At 72.5% G+C, this 21,097-nt stretch carries 19 protein-coding genes; 8 read left to right on the top strand and 11 right to left on the bottom strand.

The features are described from left to right. Positions 1-5 precede the first annotated feature (5 nt). Together ACGF3C_RS12095 and ACGF3C_RS12090 are read right to left on the bottom strand one after the other, a co-directional pair. Positions 6-1,580 carry a Na+/H+ antiporter gene (locus ACGF3C_RS12095; protein ID WP_357229422.1) on the bottom strand — a complete coding sequence of 525 codons (1,575 nt, stop codon included), beginning with the start codon at positions 1,578-1,580 and terminating at the stop codon, positions 6-8. 138 nt (positions 1,581-1,718) lie between these two features. Further along, on the bottom strand, positions 1,719-5,051 hold the full coding sequence (locus tag ACGF3C_RS12090; RefSeq protein ID WP_393221331.1) for a BTAD domain-containing putative transcriptional regulator: 3,333 nt from the start codon (positions 5,049-5,051) through the stop codon (positions 1,719-1,721). Positions 5,052-5,179: 128 nt separating this feature from the next. Between ACGF3C_RS12090 and ACGF3C_RS12085 the strand changes: the two genes are divergently transcribed. The 3 genes from ACGF3C_RS12085 (at position 5,180) to ACGF3C_RS12075 (ending at position 7,269) form a co-directional block, all read left to right on the top strand. Next, a complete protein-coding gene (locus ACGF3C_RS12085; protein WP_393221329.1) occupies positions 5,180-6,058 on the top strand; it encodes an alpha/beta fold hydrolase in 879 nt (292 codons plus the stop codon). Positions 6,059-6,424: 366 nt separating this feature from the next. Further along, the gene (locus tag ACGF3C_RS12080) at positions 6,425-6,874 is read left to right on the top strand and encodes a hypothetical protein (protein WP_357196887.1); all 450 of its coding nucleotides are present in this window, start codon (positions 6,425-6,427) and stop codon (positions 6,872-6,874) included. Further along, on the top strand, positions 6,871-7,269 hold the full coding sequence (locus ACGF3C_RS12075) for a hypothetical protein (RefSeq protein ID WP_355006817.1): 399 nt from the start codon (positions 6,871-6,873) through the stop codon (positions 7,267-7,269). The genes ACGF3C_RS12080 and ACGF3C_RS12075 overlap by 4 nt, the downstream gene beginning before the upstream one ends. A gap of 33 nt (positions 7,270-7,302) precedes the next feature. On the opposite strand, the gene ACGF3C_RS12070 is transcribed toward ACGF3C_RS12075, so the two are convergent. The 3 genes from ACGF3C_RS12070 to ACGF3C_RS12060 all read right to left on the bottom strand — a co-directional run bounded on the left by ACGF3C_RS12070 (position 7,303) and on the right by ACGF3C_RS12060 (position 10,718). Continuing rightward, a complete protein-coding gene (locus ACGF3C_RS12070) occupies positions 7,303-9,471 on the bottom strand; it encodes a hypothetical protein (RefSeq protein WP_357232947.1) in 2,169 nt (722 codons plus the stop codon). Further along, entirely contained in the window at positions 9,464-9,691 is a 228-nt protein-coding gene (locus tag ACGF3C_RS12065) for a hypothetical protein (RefSeq protein WP_393221324.1), read from the bottom strand. The genes ACGF3C_RS12070 and ACGF3C_RS12065 overlap by 8 nt, the downstream gene beginning before the upstream one ends. A 109-nt stretch (positions 9,692-9,800) precedes the next feature. After that, positions 9,801-10,718 carry an SDR family NAD(P)-dependent oxidoreductase gene (locus ACGF3C_RS12060; RefSeq protein WP_393221322.1) on the bottom strand — a complete coding sequence of 306 codons (918 nt, stop codon included), beginning with the start codon at positions 10,716-10,718 and terminating at the stop codon, positions 9,801-9,803. Positions 10,719-10,849: 131 nt separating this feature from the next. Here ACGF3C_RS12060 and ACGF3C_RS12055 point away from each other — a divergent pair, with 131 nt between their 5' ends. After that, on the top strand, positions 10,850-11,671 hold the full coding sequence (locus ACGF3C_RS12055) for a helix-turn-helix transcriptional regulator (protein WP_393221319.1): 822 nt from the start codon (positions 10,850-10,852) through the stop codon (positions 11,669-11,671). Between the two features lie 3 nt (positions 11,672-11,674). Here ACGF3C_RS12055 and ACGF3C_RS12050 read toward each other — a convergent pair whose 3' ends face one another. The 3 genes from ACGF3C_RS12050 to ACGF3C_RS12040 all read right to left on the bottom strand — a co-directional run bounded on the left by ACGF3C_RS12050 (position 11,675) and on the right by ACGF3C_RS12040 (position 14,842). Next, positions 11,675-12,442: a TetR/AcrR family transcriptional regulator gene (locus ACGF3C_RS12050; protein ID WP_357235062.1), complete on the bottom strand. Its 768-nt coding sequence runs from the start codon at positions 12,440-12,442 to the stop codon at positions 11,675-11,677. Between the two features lie 76 nt (positions 12,443-12,518). Continuing rightward, positions 12,519-14,153: an MFS transporter gene (locus tag ACGF3C_RS12045; RefSeq protein WP_393221315.1), complete on the bottom strand. Its 1,635-nt coding sequence runs from the start codon at positions 14,151-14,153 to the stop codon at positions 12,519-12,521. Beyond that, a complete protein-coding gene (locus tag ACGF3C_RS12040; protein ID WP_357231822.1) occupies positions 14,147-14,842 on the bottom strand; it encodes an SDR family oxidoreductase in 696 nt (231 codons plus the stop codon). Before ACGF3C_RS12040 ends, ACGF3C_RS12045 begins: the two co-directional genes overlap by 7 nt. 162 nt (positions 14,843-15,004) lie before the next feature. On the opposite strand from ACGF3C_RS12040, the gene ACGF3C_RS12035 reads away from it, so the two are divergent. The 4 genes from ACGF3C_RS12035 (at position 15,005) to ACGF3C_RS12020 (ending at position 18,869) form a co-directional block, all read left to right on the top strand. Further along, on the top strand, positions 15,005-16,297 hold the full coding sequence (locus ACGF3C_RS12035) for a sensor domain-containing protein (protein ID WP_357231825.1): 1,293 nt from the start codon (positions 15,005-15,007) through the stop codon (positions 16,295-16,297). Beyond that, positions 16,285-16,950 carry a response regulator transcription factor gene (locus ACGF3C_RS12030; RefSeq protein ID WP_357231828.1) on the top strand — a complete coding sequence of 222 codons (666 nt, stop codon included), beginning with the start codon at positions 16,285-16,287 and terminating at the stop codon, positions 16,948-16,950. The genes ACGF3C_RS12035 and ACGF3C_RS12030 overlap by 13 nt, the downstream gene beginning before the upstream one ends. Positions 16,951-17,042: 92 nt before the next feature. After that, the gene (locus ACGF3C_RS12025; RefSeq protein WP_393221311.1) at positions 17,043-18,104 is read left to right on the top strand and encodes a Gfo/Idh/MocA family oxidoreductase; all 1,062 of its coding nucleotides are present in this window, start codon (positions 17,043-17,045) and stop codon (positions 18,102-18,104) included. A 216-nt stretch (positions 18,105-18,320) separates the two neighbouring features. After that, positions 18,321-18,869 carry a DUF1062 domain-containing protein gene (locus ACGF3C_RS12020; RefSeq protein ID WP_393221309.1) on the top strand — a complete coding sequence of 183 codons (549 nt, stop codon included), beginning with the start codon at positions 18,321-18,323 and terminating at the stop codon, positions 18,867-18,869. Between the two features lie 41 nt (positions 18,870-18,910). Here the strand turns inward: ACGF3C_RS12020 and ACGF3C_RS12015 are convergent, their stop codons facing one another. From ACGF3C_RS12015 to ACGF3C_RS12005, 3 genes are all read right to left on the bottom strand, one after another. Continuing rightward, complete coding sequence (locus ACGF3C_RS12015; RefSeq protein ID WP_357233847.1) at positions 18,911-19,069, bottom strand: hypothetical protein; 159 nt, start codon at positions 19,067-19,069, stop codon at positions 18,911-18,913. Positions 19,070-19,325: 256 nt separating this feature from the next. Then, positions 19,326-19,547 carry a hypothetical protein gene (locus ACGF3C_RS12010; RefSeq protein ID WP_030335934.1) on the bottom strand — a complete coding sequence of 74 codons (222 nt, stop codon included), beginning with the start codon at positions 19,545-19,547 and terminating at the stop codon, positions 19,326-19,328. A gap of 308 nt (positions 19,548-19,855) precedes the next feature. Beyond that, the gene (locus ACGF3C_RS12005) at positions 19,856-20,938 is read right to left on the bottom strand and encodes an NYN domain-containing protein (RefSeq protein ID WP_393221305.1); all 1,083 of its coding nucleotides are present in this window, start codon (positions 20,936-20,938) and stop codon (positions 19,856-19,858) included. Between the last annotated feature and the right edge of the window lie 159 nt (positions 20,939-21,097).

Here is a 21,097-nt window from a genome sequence, read left to right as displayed (position 1 = left end):
CTCGGTCACTCGTTGGGCCCGCGGCCCAGCAGCCGGATCTCCTCGTTGTCCAGCGCGGACTGGAGTTCCTGGAGCACCAGGTCGTCGATCTCCCGGTTGTCGCGCAGTCGGGTGACCTCCCGCCTCTTGTGGGCGAGGACGCCGAGGCGCAGTCGGTGTTCCAACCGGCGCTCCTCGGCGGTGTTCCCGCCGCTCTCGTTGAGGTCCTCCAGATGACGCCGGTACTCGGCCTCCAGCCGGCGCACCGAGTCGTCCTGGGCACCGACCTCCGCGGCGACCTGCGGTAGGGCGGCCAGGCCCACCTCGGTGGCCCGCCGCCGGGCGTTGCGGGCCTCGTCGACGCGTTCCGGGTCGCCGGTGAGCCCGGCCCAGCGCACCACCAACGGCAGGGTGGTGCCCTGAAGCAGCATGATCAGCACGATCACCAGCGCGGTGACGAAGATGATCAGGTCGCGTTCGACCACCGGTCGACCGTCGACCATCACCGTCGGGACGGCCAGGGCCGCCGCGAGCGACACCGCGCCCCGGAAACCGGACCAGCCCGCGACGGTTCCGACCCGCCAGCTCGACGGTCCCTGGCTCGGGTCCATGATGCGGCGACGCCGCAGCCTCGCGATCTGTGAGGTGAGGTAGACGAAGAGCAGCCGGGTGCCGATCACGACGAGGGTGACCACCAGCACGATCACCAGAGCCCGCTGGGGCGAGGTGCTGGTGATCCCCCGGACCGCGCGGGGAATCTGCGTGCCGAGCAGGACGAACAACCCGCCGTTGATCAGGAAGGTGGACAGGTCCCAGAACGCGTACGCCAGGACCCGGGACCGGGCGCGGATCACCCGTGGGCCGGCGTAGGCAAGCACCAGGCCGGCGACCACCACCGCCAGCACACCGCTGGCGTGCACCGAGTCGGCGAGCAGGAAGGCACCGAACGGGGTCAGCACGCTGAGCGCGCCCTCGCGCAACGGATCGTCGAGCCGTTTGCGGATCAGCACCACTGCGGCCCCCACCAGCAGGCCGGCGACCACACCGCCGACGCTGGCGCCGACGAACTCCTCGCCGATGCCCAGCACACCGGGTTCGGCGCTGTGGCTGAGCAGCCCCACGGCCACAGCGAAGACCACCAGCGCCGTGCCGTCGTTGACCAGGCTCTCCGCGTGCAGGGTGGTGAGCAGCTTCCGGGGCAGCCGCTTGGCCAGGCCGGTGACCGCGGCGGCGTCGGTCGGCGCGAGGACCGCGCCGAGCACCCAGGCGGCGGCGGGGTTCACCCCGAACGCCTGCGCGGCGAACGACACGGTGACCATGGTGAGCACCACCAGCACCACGGCGAGCAGCCCGATCACCGGCAGGTTGGCCCGGATCTCCCGCAGGCTGATGGTGAGGCTCTCCCGGTACAGGATGGCCGGCAGGAAGATCAGCAGGACCAGGTCGGGTTCCAGGGTGACCTCGGACAGCGGCGGCGTGAGCCCGAGCAGCACACCCAACGCGATGAGCAGGACCGGCGGGGCGACCCGGTACCGGCCGCCGAGGGTGGTGCCGACGAGGACGGTGACGCCGAGTGCCACGATCAGGACGAGCGCCTCCACGCGTACCCCCTCCGATCATGGCCGACGGTGGACGCGCCGGTGGTTCCATCTGACCGCACCCCACGGCTGGTTCCGGCCGAAACCGGCAAGTCGCCGGGGAGCCAGAGCGCGTTGGCCGGACACACCCCGCCTCGGCGCTCAGGATGGGTCGTCGGCGCGGACGCGCGCCAGGAGCACCCGGGCGCTGCGGCGATGCTCGGCGGCTTCCTCGTCGCGGCCCAGCGCAGCGGCCAGATCGGCGAGGTGCGCTGCCACCGGGCCGACGGTGACCACCCCGCTGCCGGCAGCCAGTTCGGTGGCGGCCGGGCGGAGCGCGCGGGCGACGCGTTCCATCGTGGGACGGTCGCCGACGGCCAGCGCCGCCCGCGCGGTGAGGCACAGCCGCACCTCCCGAAGCAGGTCGTGCGGCCCGTCCGGCAGGGCCCGCAACGCCGCTGTGGCAGCACCGGGGTCGTCGGCGGCAGCGAGCAGCAGGGGCCGCACCCAGGGCTCATGCGGGCCCCAGTCCAGCCGCTCCCAGTCCTCGTCGTCCGGCCCGGGAATCGGCCGCAGTGCAGCGGCCAGCCGGGGGTCGCCTGCCGGCGAGGCGTCACTGACGGCGTCGGCCAGGCGCAGGCCGAGCAGTGCGAGCGGCAGCAACCCCTGGGCCAGGCCCGGCATACCGTCGGCGGGCAGCTGTTCGGCGGCAGCACGGTACGCGATTGCCGCGGCGTCCCGATCGCCGCCCAACGCCAGCCGCAGCGCGGCGTACCACCGGGTGAAGACACCGACCAACGGCAGCTCGTACGCCTCGGCGAGGCGGTCGGCGGCGAGGGCGTGCGCGTCGGCGGCGGGCCGGTCGGCCAGCGCGCAGTTGGCCTGAACCAGGACGAGATGGCCGAGCACCTCGAAGGTCACCAGATGGTGCCGGGCGGCCAGCTCGACCAGTTCCACGCCGATCCGCGCCCGCGCGTCAGCCAGGCCGACGCGGTGGAAGGCGTGCATGAAGCGGGCGTTGAGCGCGAACGCCACCAGAGCGGGGTCGCCGATGTCGCGGGCGATCGTCTCGGCCTCGGCGGCGGCGCGGCGGCCACGATCGGTGGTGGTGCCGCGCAGCTCCAGCGCGAGGGTGCTCAGCAGCCGGCTGCGCTGCGCCGAGCCGATCGGGCCGAGCGCGGTCAGGGCGTGTTCGGCGGCCCGGACGATGTGCCCGGAGAGCAGGTCGTCGTCGTTGCGCGTCCAACTGGCGGGCACGTCGAAGCCCGCCAGCGCCTCCTGGATCAGCAGGGGGTCGCCGGTGGACTCGGCGACGGTGATCGCCTCGGCACGCCGTAGCCGCGCCTCGGCCAGCCGGCCCGTCACGGCCAGCGCCCGCCCCAGGCCGAGCAGCGCGGTCACCCGCCCGCGCGGCTCGACCCCGCCGGCACTGTCGTACGCGTCGATCGCCTGGCCCCACAGGCGGGCCGCCTCGTGGGGGTTGCCGCCCCGCTCGGCCCGCTCGGCCGCCACCTGGGCGTACGTCGACGCCTCGGCGGCGTGGACCGGCCCGCCGGCGTGCAGCAGGTGGTACGCGAGGGCCGCCGGCTCGACGGGTTCCCGCTGTCGCAGCACCTCGGCGACGGCCGCGTGCCAGGCGGCGCGGCGCGGCGCTGACAGGTCGGCGTAGAGCGTGTCGCGGACCAGGATGTGGGTGAAGCGCAGCCGCCCGTCGGACTCCCGCTCGGTGAGGAACCCGGCCGCCAGGGCGCGGTCCACGGCGTCCAACGCTGCCGTCGGGTCACCGGCCAACGCGCCCAGCACGTCCGGGTCGAGGTCCCGACCGAGCACGGCCGCCTGCCGCAGCACGGTACGGGTCGAGGCGGGTAGCTGCGCCAACCGGTGCCGGATCACGTCGCGTACCCCGGGCGGCACGGCTGCCAGCCCTGCCTGCCCCGTGCTCGCGTACAGCTGGGCCAGCTCGCGGACGAAGAACGGGTTACCGCCGCTGCGCCGGTGGATCGACCGGGCGGTGGCCTGGTCCAGTTCCGTCCCGACGATGGCGCCGGCCAGCTCGCCGGTCGCCGACGCGGGCAGGCCGGCAAGATACTCCCGGACCGGCTCCAGCCCCGCGGCGCGGGCCAGCGTGGCGGTCAGCTCCGGGCTGATCTCGGTGGCCCGGTAGGTGCCGAGGATCAGCACCGGCCCGCTGGCCGGCCGCGGGCCGGTGAGCAGCGCGGTCAGCAGGTCCAGGGTGTCGCCATCGGCGCGGTGCAGGTCGTCGAGGACCAGCAGGACCGGCTCCCGGTCGGCGACCGCCGCGATCAGCGAGGCAACCGCGCGGTGTCGACCGAACCGCACGGTGGCGGGGTCGGCCGAGCCGCCTTCCAGGTCGGCAGCGGGCTCGGCGGTCCCGGCGAGCGTGTCGGTGATCTGGGTCCACGGCCACGCCGGTGGGGCTCCCTCGTACTCCGGGCTGCGTCCCCACGCCGTGGTCCAGCCCTCGGCGGCGAGTTGCCGGGTCAGCGCCTCGGCCAGCGCCGTCTTGCCGGCACCCGGGTCGCCGCTGAGCAGGGCGAGCGTGGGCTGGCGGCGGCGGGACGCGGCCTCGGCGGCGTGCCGCAGCCGCTCCAGCTCCGCGTCGCGGCCGACGAACGGACGCTGCTCCGTCTCGACGGGTCGCACGGGTTCCCCGGGGCCGGGGGTGGCGGCCCGGTCGAGGGGCGGGGCAAGGTGCGGCGCCTGGGCGAGGATGTCGGTTTCCAGCCGTCGCAGCTCGGGTCCCGGATCCACCCCCAGCTCGGTCACCAGGACGTGGCGGGCCTCCCGCAGTGCGGCCAGCGCGTCGCCCTGGCGGCCGGCGCGGTACCGGGCCGTCGCGAGCAGCCGCCACGCGTCCTCGCGCAGCGGATGGCTGGCCAGGTGTGCCGGCAGGTCAGCGGCGGCTTCGTCCGGTCGGCCCACCGCCAGGAGCGCCTCAGCCCGCCGCTCGACGGCGAGCATCCGCAGCTCGTCCAGCCGGTTGATCTCCGCGACCGCCCAGGACTCGTTGGCGCAGTCGGCGTACGCGGGCCCGCGCCAGAGCCCGAGCGCCGACTCCAGCGCGGCCAGGGCCGGCGCGGGACGCCCGGCCGCCAGCAGCCGGGCCGCCTCACCCACGGCCGCCTCGAACTGTCCGGCGTCCACCGCGTCCGGGGCGGCCTTCAGCGCGTACCCGGGCGGCTCGGTGACCAGGATCCGGGGCGGCTGCCGGGGTGGCCGATCGGGCTCCAGGGCCCGGCGCAGGTCGGCGACGAAGGTCCGGATCGCTCCCACCGCGCCGTCCGGTGCGACCTCCCACAGGTCGTCGACGAGACGATCCACCGGCACCACCCGACCGTGGGCGATCAACAGCCGACCCAGCACCAGGCGCTGCCGGTGTCCCCGCAGGGCGACCGGGCCGCGCTCGGTCGCGGCGATCACCGGCCCGAGTACGCCGAAGGTCACCGCGACGGGCGCCGTCAGATGCCTGGTCACGGCACCAATCTAGGCCCGGCACTGATCCGACGCTGACCGGCTGCTGATCACCGCCGGGCAGGCTCGGTGAGGTACGACGGCGACGGGCCACCGCCCCCGCCGGGACTGCTCACCAGGAAGGTTCCCCCGTGGACCCGAAGATCAACGGATTCGACTACCGACGTGTCACCGTCGCCGACGGCGTGACGCTCAACGCCGCCGTGGGCGGTTCCGGGCCGGCGATCGTGCTGCTGCACGGCTTTCCGCAGACTCACCTCATGTGGCGGCACGTCGCCGCCGATCTGGCCGCCGACCACACGGTCATCTGCCCGGACCTGCGCGGCTACGGCGACAGCGACAAGCCCCTCGACACCGATGGCACCGGGTACGCCAAGCGCACCATGGCCGCCGACATCGTCGCGCTGGCCGGCGCGCTCGGTCACGAGCGGTTCGCCTTGGCCGGGCACGACCGGGGCGCCCTGGTCGCCTTCCGTGCCGGCCTGGACCATCCGGCGGCGATCAGTCACCTGGCCCTGCTCGACGTGCTACCCACGCTGGACATGTGGGAGGTGTTGCACGGCGCCAGCGCCGCTGTGGCGTTTCACCTCTATCTGATGGCGCAGCCGCCCGGCCTGCCCGAAGAGCTGATCGCCGGCAGCCCGGACGCCTTCTTCGGTCACTTCCTGGACGTCTGGACCCGTGATCCGGAGGCTCTGCCGGCTGAGGTGCGTGCCGCTTACCTGCGCGCGTCCCGCGACGCCGTCCCCTCGATCGTCGCCGACTACCGGGCGTCGGCCGGGATCGACGTGGCTCACGACGCCGTTGACCGGGCGGCCGGCAACAAGCTGCGGATGCCGGTGGCGGTGCTCCAGCAGGACTGGGGCGCAGCGCTGGGCTACGACGCGGCGGCGGTGTGGCGGGCCTGGGCGCCGGATCTCGACCACCAGACGGTCAGCTGCGGGCACTTCATGGCGGAGGAGGCCCCGGCCGAGGTGCTCCGGGCGCTGCGCGCCCTGCTCGCTCGCTGATCGACGACGACCCGGCCCACAATCGTCACCCTGGGGAAGATATCTGACACTCCCTGTCACCGGGCGACAGTGCGGCCGGGTCGTCGGGCTTCACCCTTCCCACCGCCCAAAAACCAGCGTGCAATGCCCCTTGACCTGCGGGAATGCGACGTTACACAGGTGGACGCCAACCGGCGATCGGTGATACACAGGCAGATACCGGCAGCCAACGACGTCGAGTCGCTCCATCTTCTCGCCCAACGACCGTCCACAGGCAACGCACCACCGGGCTCCGCCGCACGGTTCGCGGCTCCACGGCCGCGACCCACCGAACGGCACCGGCCCACCGGGCGCTGCCGGACGCCGGTCCTCGACCAAGGAGTTGCCGTGGGAAACCTTCGTATCCGATCCCGCCACCAGCCGTACGAGATCGCTGTCCTGGCCGCAGCACCTCTCTGCGGCGTTCTGATGATGACCCTCAACGTCCGGCCGACGTCCGTTCAGACGTCGATGCCGGAGCCCATCCAGGTCGCCTGGGAGCTGGGTCTGGTCGCGGTGGGCGTGGGCGGACTACTGGGCATCCTGTGGCCCGGCCGGCTCTCCACAGGGCTCGGCCTCGAACTCGCGTCGGTGCTGGTGCTGGGCACGATCACCGGCATGTACGCGGTGGCCCTGTTGGTCATGTCGGGCCGAAACTCCATCGTCGCCACGTCGTTCGTGATGGCGGTGACGGTCGGGTCGCTCTGGCGGGCCGCGCAGATCGCGATCGACCTACGTCGCCTGGCGCGAGCATGCGAATTTGTGACCTACGAACAGTTGCAGGCAGGTGTCACGTGATTACCGCACCCGCGCCAGCTGCCCCGCACTGGGTGCAGGTGGCGCTCAGCGTGCTCGGCATCCTCGGCGGGGGCACCGGCCTTGCCGCGATCGCCACAGTCGTGGTGCAGCGGGGCAAGTTCAAGGCCGATGCCGCCGACACGCTCACCGAGGCCGCCCTCACGCTCGTGCAGCCGTTGCAGACACGGATCACCCAGTTGGAGGTCGAGGCGTTCAGCGCCCGGTCCGAGCTGGGCACGCTGCGCGAGCAGGTCAACCAGTTGCAGTTCGTCGTCCGGGTGCTCACCCGGACGTTGGACCGCTGGCGGGCCGCGATCCGGGCCCCCGACGCCACCCTGCGCAAGGTCCGCGCGACGGTGGCGGAGTCCGACCGGATTCCTGAGATGGATCGTTGACCGGCGTCGCTGCCCCCCCGTGGCCGGTAACCCTCAATTGGCGTCGCGGAGGCGTTCGGTGAGTTCGCGCACCGCAGCCCGGAACTCGGGGTCGGTCTCGCCCGGATGATGCCCCCGCAGCGGCGGCGCGGACCGCTCTCCCGGCGCCGGCAGCAGGTGTGCGGGGTCCCGCAACCGCCTGTCGACCTGGCCCGCCGGATCGGCCGGGTCCGGAGCTGGATCACCGGGTCGGTGTGCGGCGAACACCCAGCCGCCGACCGGGTCGGTCTCCCGCCAGAGGTTGAGCCACCGCCACTCGACCCGCTCCCCCACCTCCCGCAGCACCTGATCGTTGAGGTAGGCCGGAAAGAGCCGGGCGTACAGGCGGTCCAGCGGTGAACCGTAGGTGAGCAGCGCGACCCGTCGGCGTACGCGCGGAGGCAGCCGCAGCACCGCCAGCGCCAGCAGCGCGGACCCGTGGCTGTGCCCGCAGAGCAACACCCCGGCGTGTCGCTCGGCCAGTTGGCTGATCCGGTCGGCCAGCTCCGGCACGGCCCGGTCGGCGTAGCTCGGCGGGGCGAACGGGTGCGCGGCCCGGGGCCAGAAGGTGCCCAGGTCCCACAGAATGCCGACGTGCCGGCGGAACCACGCGGTCCGATAGGCGAACACACCCCCGGCCAACAGTGTGAGGAGCAGTCCCGCGAGGAGGTAGGTGCTTCCGGTGAGCCCCATCTCGACGGCTCGTGGCGGCAGCCCGAACACCTGTCGCGCCAACTCCTCCGGCTCACGCCCGGTGCGCCCCAACAGGCTCGTGATCAGTCCGATCAGCGCGAGCACCGCGTACGTGGTCGCGATCAGACCCAGCCACTCGGTGAACCTCGCCCGGGCGATGGTCGTCATCGTCAGCCGTAGCCGCCCCGCCGCCTCCGGCGGAACCACCGGGAAGTCGAGACGGGTGATCGCCGTTGCCGCAGCGCGTCGTCGTCGCCGCGACAGGAGGGTCAGGGCGCCACACACCAGCACCCCCGCGACCACGTGCAGGAAGAAGGACAGGAGCGTCCAGCGGTACGGCAGCGGCGGTCCACCGTCGCCGGAGTAACCGCCGAGCAGCTGCCCGATCTGGTAGACGAGACCGGCGGAGAGCCCGCCGGCCAGGCCGACCGCGAAGGCGGCGACGACCGCCGCGCCCAGGCCACGCCGCAGCGTGGACCGTCCGCCCGCACGGCCACGGTGCCACAGCACCAGCCCGCTGAGCACCACCAGCAGGGTCATCTGACCGAACAGGGCCCCGGCCGCGATCCCGCCGTAGCCGGGCATCCCGGTCGACGACGGCCAGCCCTGGTCGTCGCGCGCGACGAGGACGAGGGTCGCCACGCTCAGACCGACGGCCAGGACGCCTGTGGTGCGGGCGGTCCATTCCGCGGTTCGCGCCATCGCGGCCCGGTCGGCCAGCCCGGGGGCGGCGAGCAGACCGACGCAGACCAGCAGCACCACCACGCTGAGGGTCAGCAGCAGCGTCGTACCGAGCGTCGCGCCACCGGTGTGACGGGCCACCAGCAACATGAGATCGAGTACGGCGAGCGCGGCGGCGACGTGGATCGCTCGCAGCCGCTGCACCAGCGGTTCCACAGTCCACACCGCGTTGCCGTCCGGGTGGGACCGGCGCTTGCCGACAAGTAGGAGGAACACGATGGCGGCGATCGGCAGGAGTGTGAGCACGCACAGCCGCTGCCCGAGGTGCCGGCCATCGAGCCCGGCCATCGTGTCGAAGGGCTCACGGCAGCGGGCCGCACCGAGACACCGCCAGGCGAACAGGTCGAGGGCGACCCCGGCGATGGACACCACGTACAGCACCGTGAGGTTGAGCGCGAGGAGCCGGCACAGCATGGTGACCCCGGCGGCACGGCGGCGGCCGGTGGGCAGCATCCACACGGCCACGTTGCTGAACATGAACGGCAGCAGGAAGACCATGGAGAGGGTCCGGGCCACGGTGCCCGCGGGCAGGTCCCCCCAGCGGTACGCCTCCAGCGTCACCCCGTCCGGGTCGGTGCCCTCCGACCGGTCGGGCCGGTGGAAGCCGCCGCGGTCGTCGCCGGCGACCTGCCGGACTCCCGGGCGGTCGAGGATGACTGTGGGGTCGCCCCCGGACACGCCGTGCACCCGCAACTCCACCACGTCGGGTCTGCGCGGTTGGTCGCCGTGGTCCGGCTTCCTCTCAGGCATCGGGCCGCTCCCCGTGCCGCCGCTGGTCGGACCCGTCCCGTCCGCTGATCTGTCGCGCGTATCCCCGCAGGCCGGGCATCCCGTCGACCAGGACGATGAGCAGCAGCACTCCGGCGACGACCGCGAAGACGAACGCCGGGTCGAAGAAGAGTTCCAGGAACGACGCCCTGCCCGGGTTCTCCCCCCGGAGCAGCAGCCGTCCCGGAAGCCCGCCCGCCATCGCCATCCTTCCCCGGCCCGCAGCTGCCACCGCCGCCCCAGTCGTACCACCCGGACTGCCAGGCCCGGCGTGGTTCCGCCGAGCTGGGCCGCCCGGCGGCGACGCCGCGCTACGACATCAGGTCCGACGCCACGTCCCAGAGCCGAGCGGCGTTGCCCGGGTCGACCGCGTACGCGGCCACGCCGCTGTAGTCGGCGGGCCGCTCGGTGACGACCGGGGCCTCGGCGCAGTCCTCGAAGTAGCGACCGCCGACACCGTTCAGCAGGGGGGACGCCGCGAGCAGCACGGAGGTCGCCGCGCCCTGCTGCGGGGTCTTGTGCATCTCCCTGGGCGACTTCAGCCCACCGGTGTGCTTCTGCAACCCGGTGGCGATGGCACCCGGGTTCAGCGCGTTGGCGTAGATGCCCTCGCCGGACCAACGGCGGGTGGCTTCCACGGCGAGCAGGGCCTCGGCGCTCTTGGACTGCCCGTAGGCCAGCAGCGGGTCGTACGGCCGGAACGCGAAATGCAGGTCGTCGAAGATCACCGGGGAGAAGAGGTTGCCGCTGGAGCTGACCGACACGACTCGGGCGCCGCCGGCCGCGGCGAGGGCGTCGTGCAGGCCGACGGTCAACGCGAAGTGCCCCATGAAGTTGGTGGCGAACTGCATCTCCCAGCCCTCGGCGGTGCGCTCCAACTCGGGCAGCGCCATGATCCCCGCGTTGTTGACCAGGATGTGCAGCGGCTGGTCCCAGCCGGCGACGAACTGGCGTACCGAATCCTGGTCGGCCAGGTCCAGCGCGCGGACGGTGACCCGCTCCGCGCCGATGCTGGCCGCGATGTCGCCGGCGGCCTGCTCACCCGCCGCGACCCGGCGGACCCCGAGCACGACCTCGGCGCCGGCAGCGGCGAGCGAACGGGCCGTCTCGATGCCGATGCCGGCGGCACCTCCGGTGATGATGGCCCGCTTGCCGCTGAGGTCCACCCCGGCGATGACCTCGTCGGCGGTGGAGGCGAAACCGAAGGGGGTCGTGATGCGCTCTGTCATTGCTGTCCCGTCTCTCGATCACGCTTACTCCGACACTGTCACCCGGGCCTCAGGCGTTAGCCGGTTCCCTGTTTTTCCTGGTAGTGGCAGGACCAGGATGGGCGGTCGGTGGCGGCTCCTACGATGGGCGGGTGAGCGCGGCCGGCCCGCTGGGCGAATACCTGCGTGCCCGGCGTGAGCTGATCAGGCCGGGTGACGTCGGCTTGCCCGCGCACGGCCGTCGGCGGGTCCCCGGCCTGCGGCGCGAGGAGGCCGCCCTGCTCGCCGGCATCAGCGCCGACTACTACCTGCGGTTGGAGCAGGGGCGTGACCGGCACCCGTCGACGCAGGTGGTCGAGGCGCTGGCCCGCGCGTTGAGGCTGGACGCGGACGCGGCGGCACACCTGCACGCCCTGGCCCGGCCGGTGCCGGCCCGCCGGGCGGCGCGACCCTCGGAGCGGGTGCCGGTGGGCATCCGGCAGTTGGTCGGTTCGTGGGCCGAGACACCCGCCTTCGTGCACGGTCGACACCTGGACGTGCTCTTCGCCAACCCCGCCGCGACCGCGCTGGCGCCGATCTTCACCGCCGGGGTGAATCTCCTGCGCGCGGTCTTCCTGGACCCGAGCGTGCCGGCGCTCTACCCGGCTCTGACGGCTGTCGCGGCCAACGCGGTGGCCGGCCTGCGCGCACAGGTCGGCCCCGAGGTGGACGACCCCCACCTCATCGAGCTGGTGCGGGAGCTGACGGCCGGCAGCGGACGGTTTCGACGGTTGTGGGCCCGGCACGACGTCACGGCCCGCGCCGGCGGCGGGGTGCGGGTGTTCCAGCACCCGGAGGTGGGCGAGTTGGCGCTGCGCTACGAGAAGCTCACGATCAACGGCACCACCCAGTCGCTGGTGGTCTATCACGCCGAGCCGGGCAGCCCGTCGGCGCGCTCGCTGGCCCGGCTGGCTCGACGGGCAGCACCGCGCTAGCGGCTACCGGTTGGCCGCCCGCTCGGCGACCGCCACCGAGATCCCGTCGAGGACGCGTTGCAGACCGAACTCGAACGCGTACTCCGGGCCGTACGCGGCACCGTGCTGCTGGCCGGCCGCGGTGCCGACCCGGGACGCGGTCGGGTAGGCGTCGGGCTTCAGGAATGTCTCCAGCCAGGGCGCGTGCGACTGCCACCACTGGCCATCGGTCATGCCGGTCTCGCGCTCCAGGTCGACCACCTCGGAGGCGGCCCGGGCGGCGCTCTTCACGTGACCCAGCACGAGGGTGAGCACGGCGTCGACCTCGACGTCGGTGAGCCCGATGTCGACGATGGCGCTCAGCTCGTAGTCGTACTTGGCCATCAGGTGCGGACCGAGCACCGGTCGGGCCGTCTCGGCCCTCAGCATCCAGGGATGGCGCTGGTAGAGCGCCAGATTGTCGCGGGCGATCCGCTCCAACCGCGTACGCCAGTCACCCTCGACGGCGGGGCGTGACATCTCGCCGTACGCGGTGTCGATCATGACGGCGACGAGTTCGGCCTTGCCCGGCACGTAGGTGTAGACCGACATCGTGCCGACCCCCAGCGCCTCACCGACCCGGCGCATGGTCAGCGCGTCGAGACCCTCGGCGTCGGCGATGTCGATCGCGACCCGGACGATCCGACCGACGCTGAGCGCCGGACCCGCGCTGCGGCTGGTCGGCTCCCGGGTGCGCCAGAGAAGGGCCAGGCTGCGGGCCGGGTCCGCGGTCGCCTTGCGCTCACTCGCCATGGTGCGGCCATCCTAACAACGAGACCGTACGTCGTACGCGGCCGCGCCGACCCTGCTCCGGGGGTGCCGCGCGGTGTCAGAGCGCCTCGCGGTCGTCGGAGAGCGTCGGGCCGGCCGCGGCGGGCACCAGGTGTCGGACCTCCGGTTCCCCGTCGGTCAGCTCCCGGGCCCGTTGCTCGGCCGCGCGGTCCTCGCCTGTCAACCGGCCGCCGTGCTGGCGCAGATGCTCGTCCCAGGACGGCACCAGGTACACCTCGACGAACCGGTCCACCGTCTCGGCCGGGCGGAACAGCCCCCACCGCATCGCGCCGGTCCGCTGCCGAGCGCCACGCACCAGGTCCATCGCCGCCAGGAACGGTTGGGTCCGCTCCGGCCGGACCGTGTACTGCACCGTCACCAGCACCGGTCCCACCCTCGGGTCCGGCTCCCGCGCCAGGTGCGGTTGCGGCCAGTATGCGGCCGGTTCCCGGTTGACCGAGCGCAGGTCCGGCAACGGCCAGATCCGACTCGTCAGGGTGCCGAGAAGCATCAGGGCCGCCGCCGCCAGGTACGCGGGGAGCAGCCCGGCCATCTCGGCCACCAGACCCCACAGCAGCGCGCCGGCGGCCTGCCCACCGGCGAAGCACACCTGGTAGACGGCCAGACCCCGGGCCCGTACCCAACTCGGCAGGAAGAGCTGCATCTCGGCGTTGACGTTGGCCAGCACCGTCACCCAGGCCATCCCGGCGGGCAGCAGGGCGAGCAGCACCAGCGGCACCGCCCGGACGGTGCCGACGACGGTCAGCGCCACTGTGAACAGCGCCCCGGCGATCAGCAGGAGCTGGTTGGCCGTCAGCCGGGTACGGATCACGGCCAGCAGCACGCCACCCGCGATGGCGCCCACGCCGAGGGCGGCCAACAGCACCCCGTACCCGCCGGAGCCCAGCCCCAGCCGCCGACTCGCCACCAACGGCAGCAACGCCCACAGCGCGCTGGCCGGGACCACGAAGACCAACGCACGGCGCAACAGCCGGCGGACGATCGGCGAGTGGCGTACGTAGCGGCTGCCGGCGCGCAACGCGGCGGTGAACCGCTCCGGCACCTCGACCGCGCGGGCATTGCCGGGCCGCCAGCGCCACAGCGCGTACGCGAAGATCGCGAAGGCGACCGCGTTGATGCCGAAGACCGGGGCGACGCCGGTACGGGCGATCAGCACGCCGGCCACCGCGGGTCCGACCGCCCGCGCCACGTTCACGCTTATCGACCCGAGCGCGGACGCCGACCGGAGTTGGTCCTGCGGCACCAGCTCCGGGATCACCGCCGCCCAGGCCGGCAGGGTCAGCGCCTGCCCGACACCGAACGCGAAGGTGAGGGTGAGCAGCAGCGCGGGCGGCATCCGGTCGGTCACGGTGAGCAGCGTCAACACGACCGCCACCGCCACCAGGAACAACTGCACGGCGATCAGCAGGTGCCGGCGGTCGAAGCTGTCGGCCAGCACCCCGGCGGGCAACGCCAGCAGCAGCACCGGCAGCAGACTGGCGGTCTGCACCAACGCGACGAGGGTGGAGGCGTTGGAGTGGTTGATCAACAGCCACTGCGCGCCGACGGTCTGCATCCAGGTGCCGATGTTGGCGGCGAGCAGGGCCAGCCACAGGTTGCGGTAGACCGCCGTCCGCAGCGGCGCCCAGGCCGAGACCGGACGGTCGGCGGGTCCGGCTGCGGCCGTCACCACCGCCCGTCCGCGCGCAGCACGCGCTCACCGGAGACGTAGAGGTCGTCGGGTTCGAGCAGCAGCAACCGGACGACCTCGGTGGCGACCTGTTCGGGCATGGCGTACACCTCGTCCAGGAACTCGGCACCCACCCGTTCCTGTAGCCGGGTCGGCATCGGCCCGGGGTGCAGCTGCATCACCTTGACCCGGTTGCTGTGCTGGGCCTCGGCCAGCGAATCGACAAGGCTGTTGCCGTAGCTCTTGGTGGCCCGGTAGACGGGGATGCCGGGCCGGGGGGCCGCCAGCGCCAGCGCGCCGATGTAGACGACGTTGCCGTGGCCCTGCCGGTGCAGGTGCCGCACCGCTTCCCGCAGCAGGTACGTGATGCCCAGAACGTTGATCTCCACGGCCCGGCGGATGTGTTCCACCGACAGGTCCCCCAGGTCGCCACCGGCCCACATGGAGGCGCAGGCCGCCACCCCGTCGATCGTGCCGTAGCGCTCGACCACCTCGGCGAACCCGTCGCGGACCTGCTCGTAGGAGGAGATGTCGCAGACGGCGCCGTCGCAACCCAGCTCGTCGGTAGCGGCGGCGACCTCGGCGGGCACGTTGCCGAACACCACCACCTGATGCTCGTCGACGAGCAGTCGGGCCACCGCGAGGCCGAGACCGCTGGTCCCGCCGACCACCACGAAGGTTCTGGCACCCATGTCTCTCCAGCCGCCGCCACCACAGGTCACGCGGGTCGCGTGACCTCGCGTTCTTCCCGTTTCCGGGCCCCGCACACCCGTTCGCTGGTAGTGCTGGGCATACCCCGAAGAGGGGATCTGGACGGCTGGGGCACCCGGTCGCCCCCGATTAGCGTCTGCTGCATGACCACGGAACACCCTTCGCACCTGGCCGAGGCGCTGCGCCGCCGCCGCTGGCTGATCTCCGCGTGGCCCTGGCGCGCGCTGGCCTACCTGGTCACCACGGTGCCGATCGCCGGCGTGCTCGGCGTCGGGCTGCTCGTCATCGGCGCGCCCCTGCTGGCCGCCGCCAACGGGCTCCGCCTGCACGGCCGACCACCGAGCATCGCGCTGATGCTGTTCCTGGCGACCGGCAGCCTCACCCTGTTGGCGTTGGCCCCGCTCGTGAGCTTCCCGGTGGCCGTCGTCGAGCGGTGGCGGGTCGGGCTCGTCGACGGTCGCCCGCTGCCCTCGTCGCCGTGGCCGGGCCTGGTCGCCCGCTACCGCAACGCCGCGACCTGGCGGGAGGTGGCCTACCTGTTCTGGCTGGGCGGGTTCACTCCGGTCGCCTACTGGGTGTTCCTCGTGCTGGTGCTGCTCGACCTCGGAATGATCTCCAGCCCCTGGCTGGCCGGAGACGCCAACCAGCCGGTGGTGATCTGGCAGCCGATCGACAGCACCGGCGAAGCCATTCCGTACGCCATCGTGGGGGTGCTGCTGATCCCGGTTCTCTGGTACGCCGTCGGTCTGCTCGCCGCCGTCCAGGCAGCCGTGGCCCGCTGGTTGCTGGCCCACCCGGTGGACGCGGCGGCGCTGCGCGAGGTCACCCGCTCCCGCACCCGACTGGTCGGCGCGTACGAGGCCGAACGCCGTCGCATCGAGCGCGACCTGCACGACGGCGCCCAGCCCCGGCTGACCAGCCTCACCCTCCAGCTCGGGCTGGCCCGGCTGGACGTACCCGAGGACTCCCCCGCGTCCCGCCCCCTCGCCGTGGCGCACGACCAGGCCCGGGGCCTGATGGTGATGCTGCGGCAGTTGGTGCACGGCATCCGCCCGCAGAGCCTCACCGACCTCGGCCTGGCCGGCGCCGTCCGCGAGCTGGCCGACGCCGCCACCATCCCGGTCGCCGTGCACGCCGACCTGCACGACGAGCTGCCGGAGATCGTGGACACCACCGCCTACTTCGTGGTCTCCGAGGCGCTGGGCAACGTGGCCCGGCACGCCCGGGCGACCCGCGCCGACGTACGCCTCACCCAGGTCGGCGGTGACCTTGTCGTCGAGGTGACCGACGACGGTCACGGCGGCGCCGACCCGGCCCGGGGCACCGGCCTGACCGGGCTCGCCGACCGGGTCGCCGCCGTGGACGGCCGGCTGCTCCTGTCCAGCCCGCCCGGCGGCCCTACAGTGGTCCGGGTGGAGCTGCCATGTCGTCGGTGACCCGGGTGGTGCTCGCCGAGGACGAGGTGCTGCTGCGGGAGGGTCTGGTCGCGCTGCTGACCCGCTTCGACTTCACCGTGTGCGCGGCCGTCGGCTCCGCACCGGACCTGCTGGCGGCGGCCCGCGCCCACCAACCGGACCTGGTGCTGACCGATATCCGGATGCCGCCGGGCCGCCGCGACGACGGGCTGCGCGCGGCCGTCACGCTGCGCACCGAGCGACCTGACCTCCCGGTCGTGGTGCTCAGCCAGTACGTGCAGACCGGGTACGCGGCGGCGCTGCTGGACAGCGGCGACGGCCAACGCGTCGGCTACCTGCTCAAGGACCGTATCGCCGAGGTCACCGAGTTCGTCGACACGCTGCGCCGGGTCGCCGACGGCGGCACCGCCATCGACCCGGACGTGGTCCGGCAACTGCTGCACCGCCCCCGCGACCCGCTCGCCGCGCTGTCCGCCCGGGAACGCGAGGTGTTGGCGCTGCTCGCCGAGGGACGCTCCAACGCCTCGATCGCCGGCCGGTTGCACGTCAGCGAGGCGGCGGTCGGCAAGCACGTCGGCAACATCCTGCTGAAGCTCGACCTGCCCCCCAGCGACGACACCAACCGGCGGGTGCTCGCGGTCCTCACCTACCTGCGCGCCGACCCGGTGACCTGACCGGCACCGGGCCGAGATCAGGCCCGGCGTAGATTCTTCTCAACGGTACCGGCGCCAGGTCAGGGCGCGGACCAGGGAGACGGGGGCACGGCATGGCGAAGGCGCTGCGGGTTGGTCTGCTGGGGTACGGGCTGGCGGGCCGGGTGTTCCACGCGCCGCTGATCGCCGCGACCCCCGGGCTGCGGCTCGACGCCATCGTGACCCGTGATCCGCAGCGACGCGAGCAGGCGCGGCAGCACTTCCCGGACGCCCGCCTGGTCGACGACGCCGACGAGTTGTGGCGTACCCCGGACGCACTGGACCTGGTCGTGGTGGCGACGCCGAACCGGCAGCACGTGCCGATGGCGCGCGCGGCGCTCGCCGCCGGCCTGCCGGTCGTCGTCGACAAGCCCCTCTCCCCGACCGCCGCTGAGGGCCGCGTGCTGATCGACGAGGCGTCCGAGCGTGGGGTGCCGCTGACGGTCTTCCAGAACCGGCGCTGGGACGGCGACTTCCTGACCGTCCGCCGCCTGGTCGAGCAGGGCGAGTTGGGGCAGGTGCTGCGCTTCGAGTCCCGGTTCGAGCGGTTCCGTCCGACGATCAAGCCGGGCTGGCGGGAGCTTGCCGGTCCGGAGGAGGCCGGCGGCGCCCTCTTCGACCTCGGCGCCCACCTCGTCGACCAGGCGGTGCAGCTGTTCGGCCAGGTCGAGAGGGTGTACGCGGAGGTGGACCGTCGCCGCGCGGGCGCGGCCGTCGACGACGACGCCTTCGTGGCGTTGACCCACGCCAGCGGGGTCCACTCGCACCTGTGGATGGGTGCGGTGACCGCTCAGCTCGGGCCGCGCCTGCGGGTGCTGGGCGACCGGGCCGGCTACACCAGCTACGGGCTGGACGTGCAGGAGGCGGCGCTGCACGAGGGTGGCCGCCCGGACCAGCCGGGCTGGGGTGAGGTTCCGCCGGACCGCTACGGCCTGCTCGGCGTCGACGGTGACCTGCGGCCGGTGCCGACCGAACCCGGCGCGTACCAGAGCTTCTACGCCCAGGTGGCGGCTGCGCTGCGCGACGGCACGCCGATGCCGGTGGACCCACGGGACTCTGTCCACACTGTCGAGTTGATCGAGCTGGCCCACCGGTCGGCGGCCGAGGGCGTGGTCCTGCCGGTCCCGAAGGCCTGACCGGTCCGCTCGTCCCGCCACCCGGGCTCCTGACGCGTAAAACCAGTGGAGCGGCGCCGCCGTGCGCCGTTACCCTGCTGCGCAACCAGGTCGTCTAGGCAAGGACGTGCCGTTGTACACCCTGTGAGACCTCCCGAGAGCTGATCTGTCGCGCGTCGCGCCTGTGCGCCGCGCTCCTTTTTGCTGCGGACTTCTCACTGAAACCGGTGTACCTCTGTGCTCTTTCACTGGGCCGTCGTGCCCACCTGCCTGCCGATCGTCAACCGCCGTTGCCACGCGTGCCCGTCCCAACGCTTTCGGGCGAGCGGCAAGTTCCGTGTCAACGCCAACCACAAGCTCCTCGACGTCTGGCTTCTCGTGCTCTGCACCGAGTGCGGGGAGACGGCGAAACTCACCGTCCTGGAACGGATGACCGTCCGCACCATCCCACCCGAACTGCTGGACCGGCTCCATGCGAACGATGGCGGCCTGGTCGCCGAGCTGCTCCAGGATCCGGCCGTCCAGCACCGGAACCGATTCGCCCTGGACTGGACCAACGCCTGGCGTCTAGACACCGGCGGATTGGAGCACCTGGACCTCGACGTGATCGACGTCGCGGTCCGCAACGCGGCACGGGTCCCGGTCCGGCCGACCCGACTGATCGCTGAGGGTTGCCGTCTGTCGCGCGGCGAGATCGACCGACTGATCATGGAGGGCAAGGTCGTTTCGGCGTTCCGGTTGAGCGGCCAGCTCTCCGGCGACTTCACCTTCACGCTGAAGCGCTGAGCCGATCGTGGGGGCCTGTCCGGCAGGACGCCGGGCAGGCCCTACTCGGCGTTCTCCTCGGTGGGAGCACCGTCCGGCGCGCGGGCGTCGTCGTCGGTCAGCGCGTCGTCCGACGAGGCGCCGAGGTTGGCGAGCCGACGCTCGGCCTCTCGGACCTCCTCGTCGAGCCTGAAGTTCTCCTCGTCGGGACCCTGCGACATGGGCGACCTCCATCGGGCGCGACCGGCAGCCCTCCGGATACCCGACCTGAGGGCGGGGACACGGAGATCCGCCGCCATCCCTTGATCAGGTGATGAAAAGTAGCTCAATCCGCTCGCCGGGACCTACTTTTGATCACTTGATGACGAGTAGTCGAGCCGGCCCGCCGAGTTGTGGAGTGGTAACCGAGCGCCGGGCCGGTCGGCGGGCGCGCCGGGCTGCAGCCCGGGAGCGTTGCCGACCCGGCCCGGTGCCGGATCAGCGCTGCTTCAGCTCGCGCCAGGATGGGTGGGTGCCGCGCCAGGCGTCGGCGAGGATGGCCGCCGAGGCCCGGCTTGGGCACTGCTGCACCCGCTCACGACCCGACGCCCCACCGATCTGGGCGCGGACCTCCCAACCCTGCCCGTCAGTACGGATGTACACGTCCCGGCGCCCGCGCGGGGTCGTGTCTCCGTTCCACCAGTGCTCCTCCACCTTCATTCGCCGACCGTATAGCAATTCCCGCGCGGAGGGTACGGCGCAGGTATGCCCGGACCGGGGCAAGGGCGACAATCCAGGCGCATTTCGGGCCAACCGTTGGCGGTTCGAAACCATAACGGGCGGTTCTCCCGCTCCTGAGTTGCGAATCAGGAAGCTCTGCCGTGCAGCCCGCCCGCAATCCCCAACCTTGTTGATCAAGAAGTTCGCGTCAGGCATCGCGTTCCCACTGACGGAAACCTCTTGATCAGCTCGGGAGGGCGGGAGGGCGGGAGGGCGGGGAGGGGGCGGGGTGTGGGTCGGCGGGGCGGTCAGGTTTGGGTTGTCAGGAGGTAGTCGTCGGCCTCGGGGCTCCAGCGCAGGTCCAGTACGCCGGCGGTGGCGGCGGCCTTGCAGAACTGCAGGAAGCTGCGGTAGCCGAGCTTCTTCTCGCTGAAGTCGGGGCGGGCCCGGCGCACCTGGTTCTTCAACCCGGACAACGCCACCGGGTTGCCGCCGCTACCGAGGTCCGCCACGACGCCCCGGAGCAGACCGAACGCCACCTCCCGGTCGCCGTGCTCGGGCAGTGAGACCTCGGGGTCACCCTTCGCCGGCCCCTCGGCCAGCTCGATCACGTTGCGCTCGGCGAGGTGGCGCAGCAGTTCGCCGAAGGTGCGGAAGCCGTAGTCGGACTCGCTGAAGGTGGGGTCCTTGCGCAACAGGGTCCGCTTGAGCCGGGAGGCGGTGACCTCACCGTTGGCGCTGCCCTGCAACCCGGCGACCGACTGGGCGACGAGCACCGCGAGGGCGTCGACATCCCGATCGGGCTCCGCGTCCTGCGTACGACGCTCCAGCTCCTGCTCCGGCTCGGGTGGGCGCTGTTCCGCGCCGGCCTGCCGGGTGGCGGGACGAGCGCGCCGACCACGGGCCGGCGGGATGTCCACGCCCTCCAAGCGGTCGTAGTACAGGAACTCGTCGCACGCCGGGGGAAGCAGCCCCGAGGTGGACCCCTCGACCCCGACGCCGATGACCCGCTTGTTCAGCTCGCGCAGCTTGTGCACCAGCGGGGTGAAGTCGCTGTCACCACTGCAGATCACGAAGGTGGAGATGTAGTCGCGTTCGAACGCCAACTCGATCGCGTCGACAGCCATCTTGATGTCCGCGGCGTTCTTACGGGACGCGCCCATCCGCTGCGGGATCTCGATCAGCTCGACATGGGACCGGGTGAGCATCCGGCGGTCCTCGTCGAAGTAGGACCAGTCGGCGTACGCCCGCCGGACGACCACCCGACCTCGTTCGGCCAGCGCGTCGGCGATGGGCCGGAAGTCGAAGGCCGCGCCGCCACGATGGTCGCGCGCGCCCAACGCGAGGTTCTCGTAATCGAGGAAGAGGGCAATCCGGTCTTCTTGATCCACGCGGATCAGCCTACGCCGGGCGTGAGCTGGTGGGGGCAGGCGACGCGCGGCACCTCAACTCGTCGACCGTCCATTTCTTGCGGCCTGATAGTCGTTTATTTTCGTTGTTCGATAGTTGTCTTGCAGCGCCCTGTCTGGTGCTGCATCATGACGATCAAT

The organism is Micromonospora sp. NPDC047762 (assembly GCF_043204655.1).
Classification (GTDB): Bacteria; Actinomycetota; Actinomycetes; order Mycobacteriales; family Micromonosporaceae; genus Micromonospora.
This window is presented reverse-complemented; position numbering and strand designations above follow the sequence as displayed.